Source organism: Vibrio qinghaiensis, from assembly GCF_002257545.1.
Classification (GTDB): domain Bacteria; phylum Pseudomonadota; class Gammaproteobacteria; order Enterobacterales; family Vibrionaceae; genus Vibrio; species Vibrio ordalii.
Map to the genome: position 1 here is coordinate 2,839,009 of NZ_CP022741.1, position 20,866 is coordinate 2,859,874.

General features: G+C 46.7%; 13 protein-coding genes, 2 tRNA genes and 3 rRNA genes. 3 read left to right on the top strand and 15 right to left on the bottom strand.

Going from position 1 to position 20,866, the window contains the following annotated elements:
- Positions 1 to 60: 60 nt before the first annotated feature.
- The 8 genes from rrf to CCZ37_RS13210 all read right to left on the bottom strand — a co-directional run bounded on the left by rrf (position 61) and on the right by CCZ37_RS13210 (position 8,473).
- Positions 61 to 176 (bottom strand): 5S ribosomal RNA (gene rrf / locus CCZ37_RS13170).
- 87 nt (positions 177 to 263) lie between these two features.
- Positions 264 to 3,155 (bottom strand): 23S ribosomal RNA (locus CCZ37_RS13175).
- 298 nt (positions 3,156 to 3,453) lie between these two features.
- Positions 3,454 to 3,529, bottom strand: a tRNA-Ala gene (locus CCZ37_RS13180).
- A 44-nt stretch (positions 3,530 to 3,573) separates the two neighbouring features.
- Positions 3,574 to 3,650: transfer RNA gene (locus CCZ37_RS13185), tRNA-Ile, on the bottom strand.
- Between the two features lie 65 nt (positions 3,651 to 3,715).
- Positions 3,716 to 5,274, bottom strand: a 16S ribosomal RNA gene (locus tag CCZ37_RS13190).
- Together the 16S, 23S and 5S rRNA genes with 2 tRNA genes alongside form the textbook arrangement of a ribosomal RNA operon.
- 550 nt (positions 5,275 to 5,824) lie before the next feature.
- Positions 5,825 to 6,352: a menaquinone-dependent protoporphyrinogen IX dehydrogenase gene (gene hemG, locus CCZ37_RS13200; protein ID WP_017044105.1), complete on the bottom strand. Its 528-nt coding sequence runs from the start codon at positions 6,350 to 6,352 to the stop codon at positions 5,825 to 5,827.
- A 9-nt stretch (positions 6,353 to 6,361) separates the two neighbouring features.
- On the bottom strand, positions 6,362 to 7,819 hold the full coding sequence (locus CCZ37_RS13205) for a TrkH family potassium uptake protein (RefSeq protein WP_094500764.1): 1,458 nt from the start codon (positions 7,817 to 7,819) through the stop codon (positions 6,362 to 6,364).
- 30 nt (positions 7,820 to 7,849) lie between these two features.
- Positions 7,850 to 8,473 (bottom strand): YigZ family protein, encoded by a 624-nt coding sequence (locus tag CCZ37_RS13210; protein WP_010319975.1) that lies wholly within the window; start codon positions 8,471 to 8,473, stop codon positions 7,850 to 7,852.
- A gap of 218 nt (positions 8,474 to 8,691) precedes the next feature.
- Here CCZ37_RS13210 and fadB point away from each other — a divergent pair, with 218 nt between their 5' ends.
- Both fadB and fadA read left to right on the top strand, forming a co-directional pair.
- Positions 8,692 to 10,863 carry a fatty acid oxidation complex subunit alpha FadB gene (gene fadB, locus CCZ37_RS13215; RefSeq protein ID WP_094500765.1) on the top strand — a complete coding sequence of 724 codons (2,172 nt, stop codon included), beginning with the start codon at positions 8,692 to 8,694 and terminating at the stop codon, positions 10,861 to 10,863.
- A gap of 14 nt (positions 10,864 to 10,877) precedes the next feature.
- Positions 10,878 to 12,053, top strand: a complete 1,176-nt coding sequence (fadA, locus tag CCZ37_RS13220; protein ID WP_094500766.1) for an acetyl-CoA C-acyltransferase FadA — start codon at positions 10,878 to 10,880, stop codon at positions 12,051 to 12,053.
- Positions 12,054 to 12,119: 66 nt separating this feature from the next.
- Here the strand turns inward: fadA and punR are convergent, their stop codons facing one another.
- A complete protein-coding gene (punR, locus tag CCZ37_RS13225; RefSeq protein WP_017044110.1) occupies positions 12,120 to 13,025 on the bottom strand; it encodes a DNA-binding transcriptional activator PunR in 906 nt (301 codons plus the stop codon).
- Positions 13,026 to 13,173: 148 nt separating this feature from the next.
- Between punR and punC the strand changes: the two genes are divergently transcribed.
- Positions 13,174 to 14,379 carry a purine nucleoside transporter PunC gene (gene punC, locus CCZ37_RS13230; RefSeq protein WP_094500767.1) on the top strand — a complete coding sequence of 402 codons (1,206 nt, stop codon included), beginning with the start codon at positions 13,174 to 13,176 and terminating at the stop codon, positions 14,377 to 14,379.
- Between the two features lie 66 nt (positions 14,380 to 14,445).
- On the opposite strand, the gene glmU is transcribed toward punC, so the two are convergent.
- The 6 genes from glmU to atpH all read right to left on the bottom strand — a co-directional run bounded on the left by glmU (position 14,446) and on the right by atpH (position 20,855).
- The gene (gene glmU / locus CCZ37_RS13235) at positions 14,446 to 15,807 is read right to left on the bottom strand and encodes a bifunctional UDP-N-acetylglucosamine diphosphorylase/glucosamine-1-phosphate N-acetyltransferase GlmU (protein WP_010319970.1); all 1,362 of its coding nucleotides are present in this window, start codon (positions 15,805 to 15,807) and stop codon (positions 14,446 to 14,448) included.
- Between the two features lie 150 nt (positions 15,808 to 15,957).
- On the bottom strand, positions 15,958 to 16,380 hold the full coding sequence (locus CCZ37_RS13240; RefSeq protein WP_094500768.1) for a F0F1 ATP synthase subunit epsilon: 423 nt from the start codon (positions 16,378 to 16,380) through the stop codon (positions 15,958 to 15,960).
- An 18-nt stretch (positions 16,381 to 16,398) separates the two neighbouring features.
- Positions 16,399 to 17,802, bottom strand: coding sequence for a F0F1 ATP synthase subunit beta (atpD, locus tag CCZ37_RS13245; RefSeq protein ID WP_094500769.1), 1,404 nt, complete (start codon positions 17,800 to 17,802; stop codon positions 16,399 to 16,401).
- A 34-nt stretch (positions 17,803 to 17,836) separates the two neighbouring features.
- Complete coding sequence (atpG, locus tag CCZ37_RS13250; RefSeq protein WP_010319967.1) at positions 17,837 to 18,703, bottom strand: F0F1 ATP synthase subunit gamma; 867 nt, start codon at positions 18,701 to 18,703, stop codon at positions 17,837 to 17,839.
- 63 nt (positions 18,704 to 18,766) lie between these two features.
- Positions 18,767 to 20,308, bottom strand: a complete 1,542-nt coding sequence (gene atpA, locus CCZ37_RS13255; protein WP_010319966.1) for a F0F1 ATP synthase subunit alpha — start codon at positions 20,306 to 20,308, stop codon at positions 18,767 to 18,769.
- A gap of 13 nt (positions 20,309 to 20,321) precedes the next feature.
- Complete coding sequence (gene atpH / locus CCZ37_RS13260; protein WP_094500770.1) at positions 20,322 to 20,855, bottom strand: F0F1 ATP synthase subunit delta; 534 nt, start codon at positions 20,853 to 20,855, stop codon at positions 20,322 to 20,324.
- Positions 20,856 to 20,866: the final 11 nt, after the last annotated feature.

Consider the following 20,866-nt stretch of genomic DNA (forward strand, 5'->3'; position numbering starts at 1 on the left):
TCTGATAATGCTGTTTTTAGTATTGCTTTCATATTTTTATCATATGGAAGCATTAATAAAGCCTGGCGATGTCCTACTCTCACATGGGGAGACCCCACACTACCATCGGCGCTGTTGTGTTTCACTTCTGAGTTCGGCATGGAGTCAGGTGGGTCCACAACGCTATGGTCGCCAAGCAAATTTCTTAATTCGGAAAGCTGTTTCATTCTCATTCACACATTCAATGTTCTTTCATTGAGTCCACAAAACCCCTTCGGTGTTGTATGGTTAAGCCTCACGGGCAATTAGTATTGGTTAGCTCAACGCCTCGCAGCGCTTACACACCCAACCTATCAACGTTCTAGTCTCGAACAACCCTTTAGGACACTTAAAGTGCCAGGGAAGACTCATCTCAGGGCTCGCTTCGCGCTTAGATGCTTTCAGCGCTTATCAATTCCGAACTTAGCTACCGGGCAATGCCATTGGCATGACAACCCGAACACCAGCGGTTCGTCCACTCCGGTCCTCTCGTACTAGGAGCAGCCCCCTTCAATCTTCCAACGCCCACGGCAGATAGGGACCGAACTGTCTCACGACGTTCTAAACCCAGCTCGCGTACCACTTTAAATGGCGAACAGCCATACCCTTGGGACCGACTTCAGCCCCAGGATGTGATGAGCCGACATCGAGGTGCCAAACACCGCCGTCGATATGAACTCTTGGGCGGTATCAGCCTGTTATCCCCGGAGTACCTTTTATCCGTTGAGCGATGGCCCTTCCATTCAGAACCACCGGATCACTATGACCTACTTTCGTACCTGCTCGAACCGTCATTCTCGCAGTTAAGCGGGCTTATGCCATTGCACTAACCTCACGATGTCCAACCGTGATTAGCCCACCTTCGTGCTCCTCCGTTACTCTTTGGGAGGAGACCGCCCCAGTCAAACTACCCACCAGGCACTGTCCGCAACCCCGATGAGGGGCCTACGTTAGAACATCAAAACGACAAGGGTGGTATTTCAAGGTCGACTCCACGCAATCTAGCGACTGCGCTTCTAAGTCTCCCACCTATCCTACACATGTAGGTTCAATGTTCAGTGCCAAGCTGTAGTAAAGGTTCACGGGGTCTTTCCGTCTAGCCGCGGGTACACTGCATCTTCACAGCGATTTCAATTTCACTGAGTCTCGGGTGGAGACAGCGTGGCCATCATTACGCCATTCGTGCAGGTCGGAACTTACCCGACAAGGAATTTCGCTACCTTAGGACCGTTATAGTTACGGCCGCCGTTTACCGGGGCTTCGATCAAGAGCTTCGACCTAAGTCTAACCCCATCAATTAACCTTCCGGCACCGGGCAGGCGTCACACCGTATACGTCATCTTGCGATTTTGCACAGTGCTGTGTTTTTAATAAACAGTTGCAGCCACCTGGTATCTGCGACTCTCGTCAGCTCCATCCGCAAGGGACTTCACCAATAAGAGCGTACCTTCTCCCGAAGTTACGGTACCATTTTGCCTAGTTCCTTCACCCGAGTTCTCTCAAGCGCCTTGGTATTCTCTACCCGACCACCTGTGTCGGTTTGGGGTACGATTGCTTATAATCTGAAGCTTAGAGGCTTTTCCTGGAAGCAGGGCATCAATGACTTCACTGCCGTAGCAGCTCGACGTCGTGTCTCAGCCTAACAAGAAACCGGATTTACCTAGTCTCTTAGCCTACGCACTTGAACCAGGACAACCGTCGCCTGGCCCACCTAGCCTTCTCCGTCCCCCCATCGCAATTATAAGCAGTACGGGAATATTAACCCGTTTCCCATCGACTACGCTTTTCAGCCTCGCCTTAGGGGTCGACTTACCCTGCCCCGATTAACGTTGGACAGGAACCCTTGGTCTTCCGGCGGGGAGGTTTTTCACCCCCCTTATCGTTACTCATGTCAGCATTCGCACTTCTGATACCTCCAGCATGCTTTACAACACACCTTCAACGGCTTACAGAACGCTCCCCTACCCAATACAGTAAACTGTATTGCCGCAGCTTCGGTTTACTACTTAGCCCCGTTACATCTTCCGCGCAGGCCGACTCGACCAGTGAGCTATTACGCTTTCTTTAAATGATGGCTGCTTCTAAGCCAACATCCTGGCTGTCTGAGCCTTCCCACATCGTTTCCCACTTAGTAGTAATTTGGGACCTTAGCTGGCGGTCTGGGTTGTTTCCCTCTCCACGACGGACGTTAGCACCCGCCGTGTGTCTCCCGGATAGTACTTACTGGTATTCGGAGTTTGCAAAGGGTTGGTAAGTCGGGATGACCCCCTAGCCTTAACAGTGCTCTACCCCCAGTAGTATTCGTCCGAGGCGCTACCTAAATAGCTTTCGGGGAGAACCAGCTATCTCCGAGTTTGATTGGCCTTTCACCCCTAGCCACAAGTCATCCGCTAATTTTTCAACATTAGTCGGTTCGGTCCTCCAGTTGATGTTACTCAACCTTCAACCTGCCCATGGCTAGATCACCCGGTTTCGGGTCTATATCCAGAGACTGAAGCGCCCAGTTAAGACTCGGTTTCCCTACGGCTCCCCTATTCGGTTAACCTTGCCACTGAATATAAGTCGCTGACCCATTATACAAAAGGTACGCAGTCACAGGACAATGCCTGCTCCTACTGCTTGTACGTACACGGTTTCAGGTTCTATTTCACTCCCCTCACAGGGGTTCTTTTCGCCTTTCCCTCACGGTACTGGTTCACTATCGGTCAGTCAGTAGTATTTAGCCTTGGAGGATGGTCCCCCCATGTTCAGACAGGATAACACGTGTCCCGCCTTACTCGATTTCACTTATAATGATGGAACAGTTACGGGGCTATCACCCTTTATTGCGCCACTTTCCAGAGGCTTCACCTGCATCATTAAAAGCTTAAGGGCTAGTCCAATTTCGCTCGCCGCTACTTTCGGAATCTCTGTTGATTTCTTCTCCTCGGGGTACTTAGATGTTTCAGTTCCCCCGGTTTGCCTCCTTACCCTATGTATTCAGGTAAGGATACGTGCTTATGCACGTGGGTTTCCCCATTCGGAAATCGTAGACTCAAGTGGCTGTTACTGCCTAATCTACGCTTATCGCAAGTTACTACGTCCTTCATCGCCTCTGACTGCCAAGGCATCCACCGTGTACGCTTAGTCACTTAACCATACAACCCGAAGAAGTTTCGTGTTGCAGACAAGTCACCAAGGTTGTCTCTCATTATTTGAATGAGCGAGAGACGTTTGATTTTGCCGGACTCAATTTTGAAAACTTACCGAAGTAAGCTTTCCCAAGAACACTTGAATGTGTTTGGTATCAATACGTTAAACGCATTGATGTTGAGAACTTTTATTTGATAACAACAAACACGTTCGTTGTTATCAGTCAGCTTTCCAAATTGTTAAAGAGCACGATTTTCTAATGAAAACCATTTTTAAAAACACTATTGCTAGTGCGCTTAAAGATGGTGGAGCTATGCGGGATCGAACCGCAGACCTCCTGCGTGCAAGGCAGGCGCTCTCCCAGCTGAGCTATAACCCCATCAGGTGCGTGATACTGTGTGCCAATCTTCTGGGAGGAAGAATTGGTGGGTCTGAGTGGACTTGAACCACCGACCTCTCGCTTATCAGGCGAACGCTCTAACCACCTGAGCTACAGACCCAGCATCGTCTCTTAAACTGTATAAACCATCAATCTGTGTGGACACTCATCAGTGTAATCTTCGTATAAGGAGGTGATCCAGCGCCAGGTTCCCCTAGCGCTACCTTGTTACGACTTCACCCCAGTCATGAACCACACCGTGGTGATCGTCCTCCACTCTCTCCGAAGAAAGTGCGGTTAAACTAACCACTTCTGGTGCAGCCCACTCCCATGGTGTGACGGGCGGTGTGTACAAGGCCCGGGAACGTATTCACCGTAGCATTCTGATCTACGATTACTAGCGATTCCGACTTCATGGAGTCGAGTTGCAGACTCCAATCCGGACTACGACGCACTTTTTGGGATTCGCTCACTATCGCTAGCTTGCTGCCCTCTGTATGCGCCATTGTAGCACGTGTGTAGCCCTACTCGTAAGGGCCATGATGACTTGACGTCGTCCCCACCTTCCTCCGGTTTATCACCGGCAGTCTCCCTGGAGTTCCCACCATTACGTGCTGGCAAACAAGGATAAGGGTTGCGCTCGTTGCGGGACTTAACCCAACATTTCACAACACGAGCTGACGACAGCCATGCAGCACCTGTCTCAGAGCTCCCGAAGGCACTCCAGCGTCTCCGCCAGATTCTCTGGATGTCAAGAGTAGGTAAGGTTCTTCGCGTTGCATCGAATTAAACCACATGCTCCACCGCTTGTGCGGGCCCCCGTCAATTCATTTGAGTTTTAATCTTGCGACCGTACTCCCCAGGCGGTCTACTTAACGCGTTAGCTCCGAAAGCCACGGCTCAAGGCCACAACCTCCAAGTAGACATCGTTTACGGCGTGGACTACCAGGGTATCTAATCCTGTTTGCTCCCCACGCTTTCGCATCTGAGTGTCAGTATCTGTCCAGGGGGCCGCCTTCGCCACCGGTATTCCTTCAGATCTCTACGCATTTCACCGCTACACCTGAAATTCTACCCCCCTCTACAGTACTCTAGTGAACCAGTTTCAAATGCGGTTCCGAGGTTGAGCCCCGGGCTTTCACATCTGACTTAATCCACCACCTGCATGCGCTTTACGCCCAGTAATTCCGATTAACGCTCGCACCCTCCGTATTACCGCGGCTGCTGGCACGGAGTTAGCCGGTGCTTCTTCTGTCGCTAACGTCAAATGATGCTGCTATTAACAACACCACCTTCCTCACGACTGAAAGTACTTTACAACCCGAAGGCCTTCTTCATACACGCGGCATGGCTGCATCAGGCTTGCGCCCATTGTGCAATATTCCCCACTGCTGCCTCCCGTAGGAGTCTGGACCGTGTCTCAGTTCCAGTGTGGCTGATCATCCTCTCAGACCAGCTAGGGATCGTCGCCTTGGTGAGCCATTACCTCACCAACTAGCTAATCCCACCTAGGCATATCCTGACGCGAGAGGCCCGAAGGTCCCCCTCTTTGGCCCGTAGGCATCATGCGGTATTAGCCATCGTTTCCAATGGTTATCCCCCACATCAGGGCAATTTCCTAGGCATTACTCACCCGTCCGCCGCTCGCCACCCAAGGAACAAGTTCCTCTGTGCTGCCGCTCGACTTGCATGTGTTAGGCCTGCCGCCAGCGTTCAATCTGAGCCATGATCAAACTCTTCAATTAAAGTTTTGTTGGTCCTAAGACCGGCTCAATGAATACTGACTTCAAAACTGCTCTTACTCGAAAGTAAAAAAGTAATTTTAAAGCTATTGTTGTTCCAACAGAACAACAATGAATTGACTGTGCCGCTTCTTGGTCTTCACTTTTTAAGAAAAAAGTGAAATCAAAAAGCATTCGAACTATTGCTAGTTCAGGTCACTCAGTTCATTGATAAATCTTTTTCGATTATCATCAACGAGTGCCCACACAGATTGATAGGTTTATATTGTTAAAGAGCGTTCTTCGCCAGGTTGCCGAGGCTTCCTTTGAAGAGGCGGCCATTCTAGCGAGATAACATTAAGTGTCAAACACTTTTTTATATTATTTCGTCTTACTGATTTGACCTACTGATTGGCTGGCTAGTTGGGTTTGAACCCTTACTGGCTGTGCCGTGTCAGTGAGGCGGCATTATAGAGATCGCCGTCACGTTGGCAACCCCTTTTTGCTGTTTTTTTTGATTTTCTATTTGTTCGAACAGAAAAAAGCCAAAAGACGCTAAAAATCGACTTTTCATTTACAATTTTTTAAAGTTATCACTAAAAAGAGATACTTTTTGCCAGTTTGTGTACTCAACTTCTTTTGAGGTGTCAGTTTCACCGCCAGTCAATGACATGATGAAACGAATCATCACCTTATCGAAAAAGTGATAACGTGGATAGTAAAGAGCACCAGCGAAAACTCCGATTAGCTTGGGTTGCCATGCTGATTTACTGAGAAAGGTTTTAATATAGACACTTCCTTCTGGAGTATCTTTACCCTGCGCTTCTTTTCTTGCAGTTAAGTTGACACAAAAGAACGCCGCTTTAGCGAGTGCTAATTGCTCGGCATGTTTTTCTATAAATTGATAAAGCTTTTTATTTAAATGTCCGTAGCGAATAGAAGCACCAATTAAGACTCGATCGTAAAGAGTTAAATCAATATCCTCAATTTGATGTAAATCGGCAAGTTCGCAATCAAACTCAGAAAGTTCCTCTTTTATATAGTTAAGAATTTTCTTGGTTTGACCTTCACGGGAAGAATAGAGAAAAAGAGCTTTTTGCACGGGATATCCTTAACTGCGCCAAAACGTAGGGGTAAGCAGTATTAATAGTGTAAAAATTTCTAAGCGACCAAAGAGCATCGAAACAACCAATACCCATTTTGCACTGTCATTAACATCCGCAAAATGTACGGAGACTTGACCTAATCCAGGCCCTAAGTTATTCAATGTTGCAGCGACGGCAGAAAATGCACTCAGTTCATCCATCCCTGTTGCGATCAATGCCAACATACACGCCACGAAGACCAGTGCGTACGCTGAGAAAAATCCCCAAACCGCGTCAACCACTCGCTGTGAAAGAGCACTTCCGCCCACCTTAATCGTATACACGGCTCTTGGGTGGATAAGGCGTTTCATCTCACGAGCACCTTGTAAGGTAAGCAATAAGATACGGATCACTTTCATGCCACCGCCCGTTGAGCCCGCGCAGCCACCAATAAATGAAGAAAACAGCAATAATACAGGTAAGAATAAAGGCCAATCTGCAAAACCCGTAGTGGTAAAGCCTGCCGTCGTCGAAATGGATACCGTTTGAAATAGCGCCTGATCAAAAGCGTCATAAAAAGAATCGTAAGTGTGATGTTCGAGCAAAATCGAAAAGCAAATCGCAAACAAAATCACCTGAATAAGAGCAAAAGCTCTAAACTCTGGATCTTTGAGATAATATTTTGGATGGACACCACCTGTCGCAAACGCCGCGTAATGGAGCGTAAAATTACAGGCTGAAATGAGCAAAAAAACAACCGTAATTAAATTGATCGCATAGCTATCAAAATACCCCATGCTTGCATCATGAGTCGAAAACCCACCAATAGCAATCGTAGAGAAGCTATGGCAAATCGCATCAAATAGGGTCATCCCTGCTGCCCAAAAAGCAGTCGCGCAGGCAACCGTTAAGCTTAAATAGATGTACCAAAGTGCTTTGGCGGTTTCGGCGATTCTTGGAGTGACTTTAGTATCTTTGACCGGGCCTGGAATTTCCGCTCGATATAACTGCATTCCCCCAATTCCCAATACTGGCAAAATGGCCACCGCTAGAACGATGATCCCCATCCCACCAAACCATTGTAAAAACTGCCGATAGAACAAAATCGCTTTAGGTAATTCATCTAACCCAACAATGACGGTTGCTCCGGTGGTGGTTAATGCTGAAAACGATTCAAAAAACGCATCAGTAACCGATACATTAGGGTTATCCGCTAACCAAAATGGTAATGAACCCGCACTACCGATAACCGTCCAAAACAGTACAACGATCAAAAAACCGTCTCTGGCTTTCAATTCATGTCGATAGCGGCGGTTTGGAAACCAAAAAAAGCCACCACACATCAACAAGACAAAAAAGGTCGTGACAAAAGGCACACCTGCACCGTCGCGGTACAGCAAAGCCACCAGCGCAGGGGCAAGCATAGAGACACTAAATAGCGCGAGCAAAAGCCCGACGATACGAATAATAGATCGAATTTGCATTGCTTTTTCTGAAGCGAAGCTTCTGACTTCCTAATTATTTTTTATAGCGGTCACTACAGCTTTTGCACCGCTTTTATTAATGATAGTTTGAGTAAAGGCATCAAGATGGCGCAATTCTATCTCAACAAGAAATTTAACCTGTTCTTTATAATCGGCTTCGACTTCTAATGCTTCATACTGCGCGATGATGGATTGAGCAATCGGCACAAAACCGTAGTCTAACGTTAGGGATAATTTTGTGGTGATTTTTTTCTCAATAGTTTGAAGCTGCTTGAGTGCTTGTTGCACTCCGCCACCATAAGCTTTAACTAATCCACCAGTACCAAGACGAATCCCACCATAATAACGAGTGACGACGGCCGTTAACTCCCCGACACCCGATCCGGCTAGCTGCGCCAATATCGGTTTGCCCGCCGTCCCTGATGGCTCACCATCATCACTAAAACCCCATAACATCGAATCTTCCGGTCGTCCGGCAACAAAGCCCCAGCAGTTGTGTCTGGCATCGCTATGTTTTGCCTTTATTTGCGCAACGAACGCTTTGGCAACATCTACACTCGGAGTGTGGGCCAAATAGGTAATAAAGAGGCTTTTTTTAATTTCCTCTTCAAATTGGGTAGGCAAAACTGGAATTAAATAAGGTTGTTCGTTCATGTGAAATCATAGATCGAGCGGATCGCAAGAGTGTAACACGTGCACTTAAAAAAGCAGCGCTGATCTCCATTTGCACTCAATGTTAAACAGTTGTTTAAAAAATGTATTGAAATTAAACAATCCTCAGGTCAAACTAAACCTACTGGTCAAACCAGAACCATTAATACAACAAAAACTCTCACACACGATCTTAAGGTTGTATGTCACGGAGATAGACAATGATTTACCAAGCCAACACCCTACAGGTAAAGGAATTACAAGATGGTATTGCGGAGTTGCGTTTCTGCTCCAAGGAGTCAGTGAACAAACTTGACCTTGCCACTCTTGAATCGCTCAACCATGCACTTGATGCCCTAAAAGCCCACCAAGGACTGAAAGGCCTTATTCTTACTTCCGATAAAGAATCTTTTATTGTCGGGGCTGATATCACTGAGTTTTTAGGTCTCTTTGCTAAACCTGCGCAAGAACTCGACCAATGGCTGCAGTTTGCCAATAGCATTTTCAACAAACTAGAAGATCTACCCGTTCCGACACTAGCCGCTTTAACAGGGCATGCGCTAGGCGGTGGATGTGAGTGTGTACTCGCTACCGATTTCCGTATTGGTGACGCGACCACCAGCATAGGATTACCGGAAACAAAGCTTGGTATTATGCCGGGGTTCGGTGGCTGTGTGCGTCTGCCTCGTGTGATTGGTGCCGACAATGCTATGGAAGTGATCACTCAAGGCAAAGCATGTCGTGCTGAGGAAGCCCTTAAAATTGGGCTGCTCGATGCGATTGTTGATAGCGACAAACTGCTTGAGTCAGCACTCAAAACCATCACATCCGCCATCAATGAAACCGTTGATTGGAAAAAGCGTCGCCAGCAAAAAACGTCCGCACTGACACTCAGCAAATTAGAAGCCATGATGAGCTTCACCATGGCCAAAGGCTTGGTTGCCCAGCATGCTGGGCCTCATTATCCAGCGCCAATAACGGCTGTCATTGCAATAGAAGAAGCCGTGCGCTGTAGCCGTGATGAAGCATTGGCCATTGAGCGTAAACACTTCGTTAAGCTCGCTCATTCTGAAGCGGCGAAATCCTTGGTCGGTTTATTCCTCAACGACCAATATATTAAAGCACTGGCAAAAAAAGCGGCCAAATCAGCCAATAAAGAAACCGGCCGAGCGGCGGTACTTGGTGCGGGTATCATGGGCGGCGGCATTGCTTATCAATCGGCAATAAAAGGCGTGCCTGTTTTGATGAAAGATATCGCTCAATCGTCCCTTAATTTAGGTATGACCGAGGCATCTAAGTTACTCAACAAGCAGCTAGAGCGCGGAAAAATTGATGGTTTTAAAATGGCTAGCGTGCTCGCATCGATTACGCCTAGCCTGCATTATGCTGGGATTGAGCAAGCGGATGTGGTTGTTGAAGCTGTGGTTGAAAACCCGAAAATCAAAGCCTCGGTACTAAGTGAAGTCGAAGCCAATGTTGGTGAGGATGCGGTTATCACCTCGAACACCTCAACCATTCCAATCAACCTACTGGCCAAATCACTCAAACGTCCAGAAAACTTCTGTGGTATGCACTTTTTTAACCCCGTACATCGTATGCCATTGGTGGAAATTATTCGTGGTGAACACACTTCCGATGAAACCATCAATCGAGTTGTCGCTTACGCGGCCAAAATGGGTAAATCCCCCATCGTGGTCAATGACTGCCCTGGGTTCTTCGTAAACCGCGTACTTTTCCCTTACTTTGGTGGCTTTAGTTTATTACTGCGCGATGGCGCTGATTTCACTCAAATCGATAAAGTGATGGAACGTAAGTTTGGTTGGCCAATGGGCCCAGCTTATCTTCTAGATGTGGTCGGTATTGATACCGCTCACCATGCACAAGCAGTAATGGCACAAGGTTTCCCTGAACGTATGGGTAAACAGGGCCGCGATGCTATTGATGCACTGTTTGACGCCAATAAATATGGCCAGAAAAATGGCAGCGGTTTCTATCAATACACTTTAGATAAGAAAGGCAAACCGAAGAAAACTTTCTCTGAAGAGGTTCTCACTGTTCTTAACGTAGAATGTGGTGATAAACGTACTTTTGACGATCAAACCATCATTGAGCGCATGATGATTCCGATGATCAATGAAGTGGCACTCTGTTTAGAAGAGAAGATCATCGCCTCACCCCAAGAAGCTGATATGGCGTTGGTGTACGGCTTGGGGTTCCCTCCTTTTAGAGGCGGCGTATTTCGCTATCTCGATAGTCTTGGTTTACAAAACTACGTTGCAATGGCAAGCCAATACCAAGCATTGGGCGCGATGTATCATGTACCTCAACTGCTGCTTGATATGGCAGAAAAAGGCGAGACCTTCTACGGTGCTCAACAAGCAAGTTCTATCTAAGGAGAGATGTCCAAATGACTTCACATAAGAGAAATGTCGTAATTGTTGATTGCCTACGCACCCCGATGGGTCGCTCAAAAGGTGGGGCATTTCGTCATACTCGTGCGGAAGATTTATCTGCACATCTGATGAAAGGCATTTTAGCCCGTAATCCACAAGTTAACCCAAAAGAGATCGAAGATATCTACTGGGGTTGTGTGCAACAAACCTTAGAACAAGGCTTTAACGTCGCGCGTAATGCGGCACTGTTAGCTGGCTTGCCGATTGAAATTGGTGCCGTCACCGTTAACCGTTTATGTGGTTCATCAATGCAAGCACTGCATGATGCCACCCGCGCCGTTATGGTTGGTGATGCTGAAATCTGCCTTGTGGGCGGCGTTGAGCATATGGGGCACGTACCGATGAACCATGGCGTTGATTTCCATCCCGGCATGTCAAAAACCGTTGCCAAAGCCGCGGGGATGATGGGGTTAACGGCTGAGATGTTAGGTAAAATGCACGGAATTAGCCGTGAGCAACAAGATGCCTTTGCCGCTCGTTCACATCAACGCGCTTACGCAGCAACCGTTGAAGGTCGCTTCAAAAATGAAATCCTTCCCACCGAGGCTCATGCTGAAGATGGTACTCTGTTCACGCTGGATTTTGATGAAGTGATCCGCCCGGAAACCACTGTTGAAGGGCTAGCACAGTTACGTCCTGTTTTTGACCCAGCGAATGGTACTGTAACAGCAGGCACCTCATCGGCTCTGTCCGATGGCGCATCGGCAATGTTGATCATGAGCGAAGAGAAAGCCAATGCGCTTGGCTTAAAGATTCGTGCGCGCGTGAAATCAATGGCCGTCGCTGGTTGCGATCCTTCAATTATGGGTTACGGGCCAGTTCCGGCGACCCATAAAGCGCTACAGCGTGCAGGCCTCACCATGCAAGATATGGATGTGATTGAGTTAAACGAAGCGTTTGCAGCTCAATCTCTACCTTGCGCGAAAGATCTCGGTTTGCTTGATGTGGTGGATGAAAAGGTTAACCTAAATGGAGGGGCGATCGCACTGGGTCACCCTCTCGGGTGTTCTGGCACGCGCATATCCACCACACTGATTAACTTGATGGAAGCGAAAGACGCCAAATATGGTCTAGCAACGATGTGCATTGGTTTAGGCCAAGGCATTGCGACTATTTTTGAGCGCCCATAACCATTCAGTTTTCCTTCTCACTGAAGAGTTTTTTAAGAGCCAGCACTGCTGGCTCTTCTTATTAGGTTATTTAGCTTGAAGCCAATCACGATAAAGTTGATCGCTATTGCCCAGATAATTTACCATCCACTCGATCAATTTATGATTATCATCTTTGCGCCACACTAAACAGCATTGACTAAGCAGTTTATCAACGGTGAGAACCCGTTCAACCAACCCACCATCAACAATCAAAGGTTGTGCAATGTGTCTTGGCATGTAGCCCACACCGACTTCATTTTTTAAGCATTCAATCGCACTATACCAATTCGGTAAAAGTAAGCGCCGTTGCTGCGGGTAGTGATCCGTATGCCGCTTGGGTAATACACTTGACGTGTCATCCAAACAAATCGCCGGGAACTGACTGACAAAATCTTCGCTTAAATAGGGCTCTTGAGCACAAGGGTGATGAGGAGACATTACAAATGCCCAATCCAACACGCCCATGTCACGCACTTCAAAATCACCACCGACAGGAATCGCAGAGGTTGCACCAATCACAATGTCAGCTCGACCTTGCGCAATAGCTTCCCATGAGCCATTAAATACTTCCATGTTGATTTGCAGCTCAGCAAACTCAAATGTGCGATAAAAATCTTCCACCAGCGGTTTCATTTTGTCGAGTTTGACCACGTTATCAAGCGTCAATTTTAGCGTTTTCTGCCAACCATGCGCCGCGCGTTTAGTTTGTGAACGAATCTCTTCCATTTGCCTAAGCAACTGGCGAGCCTCCACCATAAACAGCTCACCAGCGGGCGTCAGTTCCACCTTTCTAGGTAAACGGCGAAACAGCAGCACATCCAAATCTTGTTCGACTTGGCGAACGCCGTAGCTGATCGCTGACGGCACTTTATGCAAAACCTCCGCAGCGGCAGTAAAACTACCCAGCCGAGCGACAGTATCTAGCATTTCTAATGAGGATTTAGAAAACATAAGCCTTCAATTTTTTTGATGAATAACCAACAAATTTAGCGTTTCATTTAATATTAAACGAAAAATAGAATAGATGAGTAGATAAATTAAGGTTGGCATAGATTAATGCTGGCCAAATATTGATTAATTTTTTTGAATGGTAATAAAAATGAAAGCATCAAAATTACAGTTGCTGTACTTAGCCGCGCTCTCTATGCTTGGCTTCATTGCCACAGACATGTACCTCCCTGCCTTTAAAGCGATGGAAATGGACTTTGCCACTGGGCCAGAACAAATCGCTTTATCACTAACAATATTTCTAGTGGGCTTGGCGTTAGGTCAACTAGTATGGGGCTTAGCTTCCGATAAATATGGTCACCGTAACACTTTAGCGGCTGGCCTAGTTCTCTTCACCTTGGCATCATTTGGTTTAGCTTTTAGCGAGCAGGTGTGGCAATTATTAGCGTTGCGCTTTGTGCAAGCTTTAGGGGTGTGTGCTCCCGCAGTGATCTGGCAAGCAATGGTAATTCAACGCTACCCAGCTAAAACAAGCCAGCAAATATTCGCCACAATAATGCCTTTGGTCGCACTTTCACCAGCGCTTGCACCTCAATTAGGCGTCTTACTGGCCGATAACTTTGGTTGGCACAGTATTTTTGTGGCATTGACATTAATGGGCATTGTACTTGTCGCCTGTACTTTTGCTCAAAAAAATGAGCAATCACAACCCAAACAAACCTCAATTAAGCAAGATATCAAAGCTCTGCTCAGCACTAAAACCTACTTGGGTAACGTGATGATGTTTGCTTGCGCTTCTGCGGCCTTCTTTGCTTACTTGACTGGGATGCCAGAAATTATGGCACGCCTTGGTTATGCCGCTAAAGATATCGGTTTAAGTTTTATTCCTCAAACGATCGCTTTCATGGTTGGTGGCTACTTAGGTAAGGTTGGAGTGAATAAATTTGGTGACGAAAAAGTGCTCAAGCAGTTGATTGGCCTCTTTAGCGTTGCCACTTTATTAGTATTCATTGCATCACAGTGGCAACTGACCTCCATTTGGCCAATTTTGGCACCGTTTTGCTTAATAGCAGTTGCCAACGGAGCGCTTTACCCTATCGTCGTGAACCGCGCACTATCGAGTGCCAAACAAAGCCCAGCCACTGCAGCGGGTTTACAAAATAGCTTACAAATCTGCGTTAGTAGTTTAGCCAGCGCATTGGTCGCAACGTTGGCCAGCCAAGCACAAATGGTGACAGGTATTGCAATTATGATTTGTATGGGCGGGTTATGGATAGGCTATATCGTCTCGAATCGCGAACTTTCTCAACACTTCACCGCACCAGATAATGCGCGTGTGGTCAGTGATGAAGAGTAATGATTTTTAATAATAACTGATATAAAGAGCCGCTCATCATGAGCGGCTGTACTTAACGTTCATCCGTTAGCCACGCTTAACAGGACGCTTCCAACCATTGATTTTACGCTCTTTCGCGCGAGTGATGACTAACTCACCTTCAGCAACGTTACTGGTTAGCGTAGTACCAGCACCGATCGTTGCACCATTGGCGATCGTCACAGGAGCAATCAACTGGCTGTCTGAACCGACAAACACATCATCACCAATTGTAGTTTTGAATTTATTGACACCATCGTAATTACAAGTGATAACGCCAGCTCCAACATTAACACGCTGGCCAATTTCGGCATCACCAAGATAAGTTAAGTGATTGGCTTTTGAACCTTCACCCAAACGAGTATTTTTTACTTCCACGAAGTTACCCACGTGCGCATCATTACGCAGTTCAGCACCAGGACGTAAACGGGTAAAAGGCCCAACGGTACAGTTTTCTGCAACGGTTGCCCCTTCAATGACGCTGTATGGGCGGATCACTGTGTTATCATCAATTTCGCAATCTTTAAGCACACAACCCATGCCGATAATCACGTTATCACCCAAAGAGACATTTCCTTCGATGATGACGTTTGCATCAATCTCTACATCCATCCCACACTGTAATTCACCACGCAGATCAAAACGCGTAGGATCGCGTAGCATCACACCTTGTTCTAATAGCTTTTTCGCTTGTGTTGCTTGATAAGCACGCTCTAAACGAGCCAGTTGAGCGCGATCATTTACCCCTTCCACTTCAATAGAGCTGGCAGGATGAACAGCCTCAACTGCGCGGCCTTCATTGTGCGCTGCAGCGATAACATCTGTCAGATAATATTCGCCTTGTGCGTTCTCATTACTTAAGCCTGACAACCAGCGCTTGAGATCGCGTCCCGTTGCCACCATCACGCCGGTATTGATCTCTTTAATTAACTTTTGCTCATCAGTGGCATCTTTTTGTTCAACAATTGCCACCACAGGGCCATGCTTACGCACGATACGGCCATAACCGGTTGGGTTATCCAGTACCACAGTCAGCAAGGCTATCCCATCATTAGGCTGTGCATCTAACAAGCTTTCCACGGTTTCTTCCGAGATCAATGGAACATCACCGTACAACACGAGGATCTTCTCATCGTCTTGGAAATGAGGCGAGGCTTGATCAACGGCATGGCCAGTTCCTAATTGATCCGCTTGCAGCACCCAGTTAACCGACTCTTCGGCAAGCGCTTGCTGCATTTGCTCACCACCATGACCATAAACCAAGTGGATATTCTGGGCACCTAAGCTATTGCACGTATCAATTACGTGTTTCACCATTGGCTTACCCGCCAGTGTGTGCAGCACTTTAGGCATATTAGAATACATTCGAGTACCTTTACCTGCTGCGAGAATCACTGCGCTAAATTTCATTGACAACCTATTGACGTTAAAAAAGTTAAGCCGCATTTTAGCGGTAATTAAAGAGATAGTTAATTTAACTAAATAATTTTCTGTTAAAAAATAAGCAAAAAGGCGACCTATAGGCCGCCTTTTTCTATCACGTCTTAATTATAAAACACATTAACGACGTTTTTTAGTCAGCTCAATCACTCGTAACTGAGCTATGGCTTTAGCCAGTTCGCTGGCCGCCTGTGCGAAGTTCATATCGCCATGCTGATTTGAAATATTCTCTTCAGCTTTGCGTTTGGCTTCTTCTGCCTTGGTTGCGTCTAGTTCTTCACCACGAATTGCCGTATCAGCCAGTACTGTAGCAGTACCCGGTTGCACTTCAACAATACCACCCGAAACATAAATAATTTCTTCGTGGCCGTGCAGTTTAACAATACGAACCATACCTGGCGTAATGGCGGTCAGTAGCGGGGCGTGACCATGGAAAATACCCAGTTCACCTTCGCTTCCGGTCACCTGAAACGTTTCAACTAGGCCTGAGAAAATTTTCTTCTCAGCACTGACGACGTCTAGGTGAAAGGTAATTGTTGCCATATCGCCTCCTAGTTAGCCTTATAGCTTCTTAGCATTCTCAATTGCATCGTCGATAGTACCGCAGTACATAAACGCTTGCTCTGGAATGTCATCGTATTCACCGGATAGCAGACCTTTGAAGCCACGTAGCGTCTCTTTAAGAGGTACGTAAACACCAGGGTCACCTGTAAATACTTCAGCTACGTGATAAGGCTGAGTTAGAAAACGTTCAATCTTACGTGCACGTGATACAACTTGCTTATCCGATTCTGACAACTCGTCCATACCCAAGATAGCAATAATGTCTTTCAGCTCTTTATAGCGCTGAAGCGTCTGCTGAACGCCACGAGCAATGTCGTAGTGCTCTTGACCTACGACGAGTGGGTCTAGCTGACGAGACGTTGAATCGAGTGGATCGATCGCTGGGTATAGGCCCATTGCTGCGATGTTACGGTTAAGTACAACCGTTGCATCTAAGTGCGCGAACGTTGTGGCTGGAGACGGGTCCGTCAAGTCATCTGCTGGTACATATACCGCCTGTACAGACGTGATAGAACCTTGCTTAGTTGACGTAATACGCTCCTGAAGCACACCCATTTCTTCTGCAAGAGTAGGTTGGTAACCTACTGCTGAAGGCATACGACCTAGCAGTGCTGATACTTCCGTACCGGCAAGCGTGTAACGGTAGATGTTATCGATGAACAGAAGTACGTCACGACCTTCGTCACGGAAACGTTCTGCCATTGTCAAACCCGTCAGAGCAACACGTAGACGGTTGCCTGGTGGCTCGTTCATCTGTCCGTAAACCATCGCTACTTTTGATTTTTCAGGCTCTTCGATGTTAACAACACCGGCTTCCTGCATCTCATAGTAGAAATCGTTACCTTCACGAGTACGTTCACCAACACCCGCAAATACTGAAAGACCAGAGTGTTGTAGTGCTATGTTGTTGATAAGTTCCATCATGTTAACGGTCTTACCTACACCAGCACCACCAAATAGACCGATTTTACCACCCTTAGAGAATGGACAAATCAAATCGATTACTTTTACACCGGTTTCAAGAAGAGCAGTTTCATTTGATTGCTCTTCATAGCTTGGAGCTGGGCGGTGGATAGAGTAAAGCTCTTCCGCACCGATTTCACCACGCTCATCAATCGCATCACCAAGCACGTTCATGATGCGACCTAGGGTCTTAATACCGACTGGTACTGAAATTGGAGCGCCAGTATTTTCAACTACCAAACCACGACGTAAACCATCAGAGCTACCCATTACGATTGCGCGAATCACGCCACCGCCAAGCTGCTGTTGAACTTCAAGAACAAGACGTTCTTTTGAATCCACAACATTCAGAGCATCGTAAACACTTGGTACTTCGCCCTGTGGGAACTCTACGTCGACTACCGCACCGATGATCTGTACGATCTTACCTGTAGCCATCGTTAATCCTCTAAACTGTTTGTTTTACCTAAGCTTAAACCGCTGCTGCACCAGAAACGATTTCCGATAGTTCTTGTGTAATCGCAGCCTGACGGGCTTTGTTGTACACAAGTTGTAAATCATCAATCAAGTTGCTTGCATTATCAGTAGCAGCTTTCATCGCAATCATTCGAGCAGCTTGCTCACAAGCAAGATTCTCAACTACACCTTGATAAACCTGAGACTCTACATAACGCATTAATAGTGCATCCAGTAGAGGTTTTGGCTCAGGCTCATAAATGTAATCCCAAGAATGTTCGCGTTTCATCTCTTCGCTATTCGATCTAGGCAAAGGTAGTAATTGATCGATCGTTGGTTCTTGAACCATAGTATTCACAAATTTATTGAACACTATGTATAGGCGATCCAACTCACCTGCATCATATTTCTTCAGCATCACGCCAACAGAACCGATCAAATCTTCCAACGTTGGGCTATCACCCAAACCAGAGACTTGAGCGGCCACTTTGGCGCCACTGTTTCTAAAGAAAGCTGTTGCTTTTGAGCCCACAATCGCAAGCTCAACCTCAGCACCTTTCTCTGACCGTTCTTTCATGTCATGCAGGGCTTTTTTGAACAAATTCACGTTCAAACCACCACATAAGCCACGGTCTGTTGAAATAATGATGTAACCAACACGTTTGGCTTCACGCTCTTCTAGATAAGGATGACGATACTCTAGACTCGCATTCGCCACATGACCGATCACTTTACGCATGGTTTCAGCATATGGACGAGAAGCTTCCATGCCGTCTTGTGAACGACGCATTTTTGAAGCTGCTACCATTTCCATCGCTTTCGTAATTTTCTGCGTGCTTTTAACACTACCGATTTTATTACGTATCTCTTTTGCGCCGGCCATCGTTTTACTCTCTTTTAAGGTAATCCGTTATTGGTCAGTGGTGACCCGAAGGTCACCCACCAATTACCAGGTCTGGGTTGCCTTGAAATCATCAACCAGTTTTTTAAACTGAGCTTCGATTTCATCGTTATAAGCACCCGATTTGTCGATATCTTTTGCAAGATCAACATATTGACCACGAGCATACGACAGTAGAGCAGATTCAAAATCAGCCAGTTTATTCAACGCAACATCATTTAAATAACCACGCTCTGCCGCAAAGATAACCAACGCTTGGTCAAAGACAGACATAGGAGCATATTGTTTCTGCTTCATCAGCTCTGTTACTTTCTGACCATGGTTTAGCTGTCTCTTCGTCGCTTCATCAAGATCTGACGAGAACTGAGCAAATGCGGCTAGTTCACGGTACTGTGCAAGCGCGGTACGAATACCACCTGACAGTTTCTTGATGATTTTCGTCTGAGCGGCACCACCTACACGAGAGACTGAAATACCAGGGTCAACTGCTGGGCGAACACCCGCGTTGAATAGTTCAGTTTGTAGGAAGATCTGACCATCGGTAATCGAGATTACGTTAGTCGGTACGAATGCTGAAACGTCACCCGCTTGTGTTTCAATGATAGGTAGCGCGGTTAAAGAACCGGTTTTACCTTTCACTTCACCCTTAGTGAAACGTTCTACATACTCTTCGCTGACACGAGCAGCACGCTCAAGTAGACGAGAGTGGAGATAGAAAACGTCACCTGGGAATGCTTCACGGCCTGGTGGGCGTTTAAGTAGCAGTGAGATCTGACGGTAAGCAACCGCTTGTTTAGATAAGTCATCATAAACAATCAGTGCATCTTCACCGCGATCGCGGAAGTATTCACCCATTGCACAACCTGCGTATGGCGCAAGGTACTGCAATGCCGCTGATTCAGAAGCCGATGCAACAACCACAACTGTGTTTGCAAGCGCGCCGTGCTCTTCTAATTTACGCACTACGTTAGCGATAGTTGAGGCTTTTTGGCCAATCGCAACATAGATAGAGTAAATACCTGAATCTTTTTGGTTAATGATTGCGTCGATCGCCATGGCTGTTTTACCAGTTTGACGGTCACCGATGATAAGTTCACGTTGGCCACGACCGATTGGGATCATAGAGTCAACTGACTTATAGCCGGTTTGTACTGGTTGATCGACTGATTTACGGTCGATTACGCCAGGTGCAATCATTTCAACAGGTGAAGACAATTTCGCTTCGATAGGACCTTTACCATCGATAGGCTGACCGAGTGTATTCACTACGCGACCTAACAATTCAGGACCTACTGGCACTTCAAGAATACGGCCAGAACCTATTACTTTCATGCCTTCCTTAAGGTCAGCATATGGGCCCATGACAACCGCACCAACCGAGTCACGCTCAAGGTTAAGTGCAAGTGCGTAACGGCCACTCGGTAATTCAATCATTTCACCTTGCATCACGTCCGCTAGGCCGTGAATGCGAATAATACCATCGCTTACCGATACGATAGTACCTTCGTTGCGAGCTTCACTAACAACATCGAAAGATTCGATACGTTGTTTAATTAGATCGCTAATTTCCGTGGAATTAAGTTGCATGCTCCAATCCCCATCAAGACTGTAATGCATCGCTCAGGCGGTTTAAACGACCGCGGGCTGAGTTATCGATGACAAGGTCTCCGGCTCGAATTATAACCCCACCAAGTAGGGTCTCATCTATACTGCAATTCAGCTGAACTTTGCGCTTAAAACGTAGCTCAAGTTTGGTGCTGATATTAACAAGCTGCTCATCAGAAAGCTCAGTTGCTGAAATCACTTCAACATCCATCTGCTTCTCATGCTCTTGTTTCAGAGCAAGGAACTGTTCACTAACCTCAGGAAGAGCCTTTAATCGGCCATTCTCAGCCATCACCTTTAACAGGTTCTGGCCATAAACATCAAACTGTTCACCACAAATTGCGATAAAAGTCTCTGCTAATTTACTGGCAGAAACAGAGCTAGTGAGTAGCTCATGCATTTGCTCGTTCTTTGCGACTTCAGCGGCAAAAGCTAACATTTGACCCCATTGGTCAAGCTGCTGTTTTTCTGCCGCAAAATCAAAGGCTGCTTTAGCATAGGGGCGTGCAATTGTAGTCAAATCAGACATGAGCACCCCAA

Coding starts and splice junctions, on each gene's coding strand:
- CCZ37_RS13205 (WP_094500764.1), bottom strand. CDS start 7,819: ATGCAAATTCGATCTATTATTCGTATCGTCGGGCTTTTGCTCGCGCTA.
- CCZ37_RS13210 (WP_010319975.1), bottom strand. CDS start 8,473: ATGAACGAACAACCTTATTTAATTCCAGTTTTGCCTACCCAATTTGAA.
- fadB (WP_094500765.1), top strand. CDS start 8,692: ATGATTTACCAAGCCAACACCCTACAGGTAAAGGAATTACAAGATGGT.
- fadA (WP_094500766.1), top strand. CDS start 10,878: ATGACTTCACATAAGAGAAATGTCGTAATTGTTGATTGCCTACGCACC.
- punR (WP_017044110.1), bottom strand. CDS start 13,025: ATGTTTTCTAAATCCTCATTAGAAATGCTAGATACTGTCGCTCGGCTG.
- punC (WP_094500767.1), top strand. CDS start 13,174: ATGAAAGCATCAAAATTACAGTTGCTGTACTTAGCCGCGCTCTCTATG.
- glmU (WP_010319970.1), bottom strand. CDS start 15,807: ATGAAATTTAGCGCAGTGATTCTCGCAGCAGGTAAAGGTACTCGAATG.
- CCZ37_RS13240 (WP_094500768.1), bottom strand. CDS start 16,380: ATGGCAACAATTACCTTTCACCTAGACGTCGTCAGTGCTGAGAAGAAA.
- atpD (WP_094500769.1), bottom strand. CDS start 17,802: ATGGCTACAGGTAAGATCGTACAGATCATCGGTGCGGTAGTCGACGTA.
- atpG (WP_010319967.1), bottom strand. CDS start 18,703: ATGGCCGGCGCAAAAGAGATACGTAATAAAATCGGTAGTGTTAAAAGC.
- atpA (WP_010319966.1), bottom strand. CDS start 20,308: ATGCAACTTAATTCCACGGAAATTAGCGATCTAATTAAACAACGTATC.
- atpH (WP_094500770.1), bottom strand. CDS start 20,855: ATGTCTGATTTGACTACAATTGCACGCCCCTATGCTAAAGCAGCCTTT.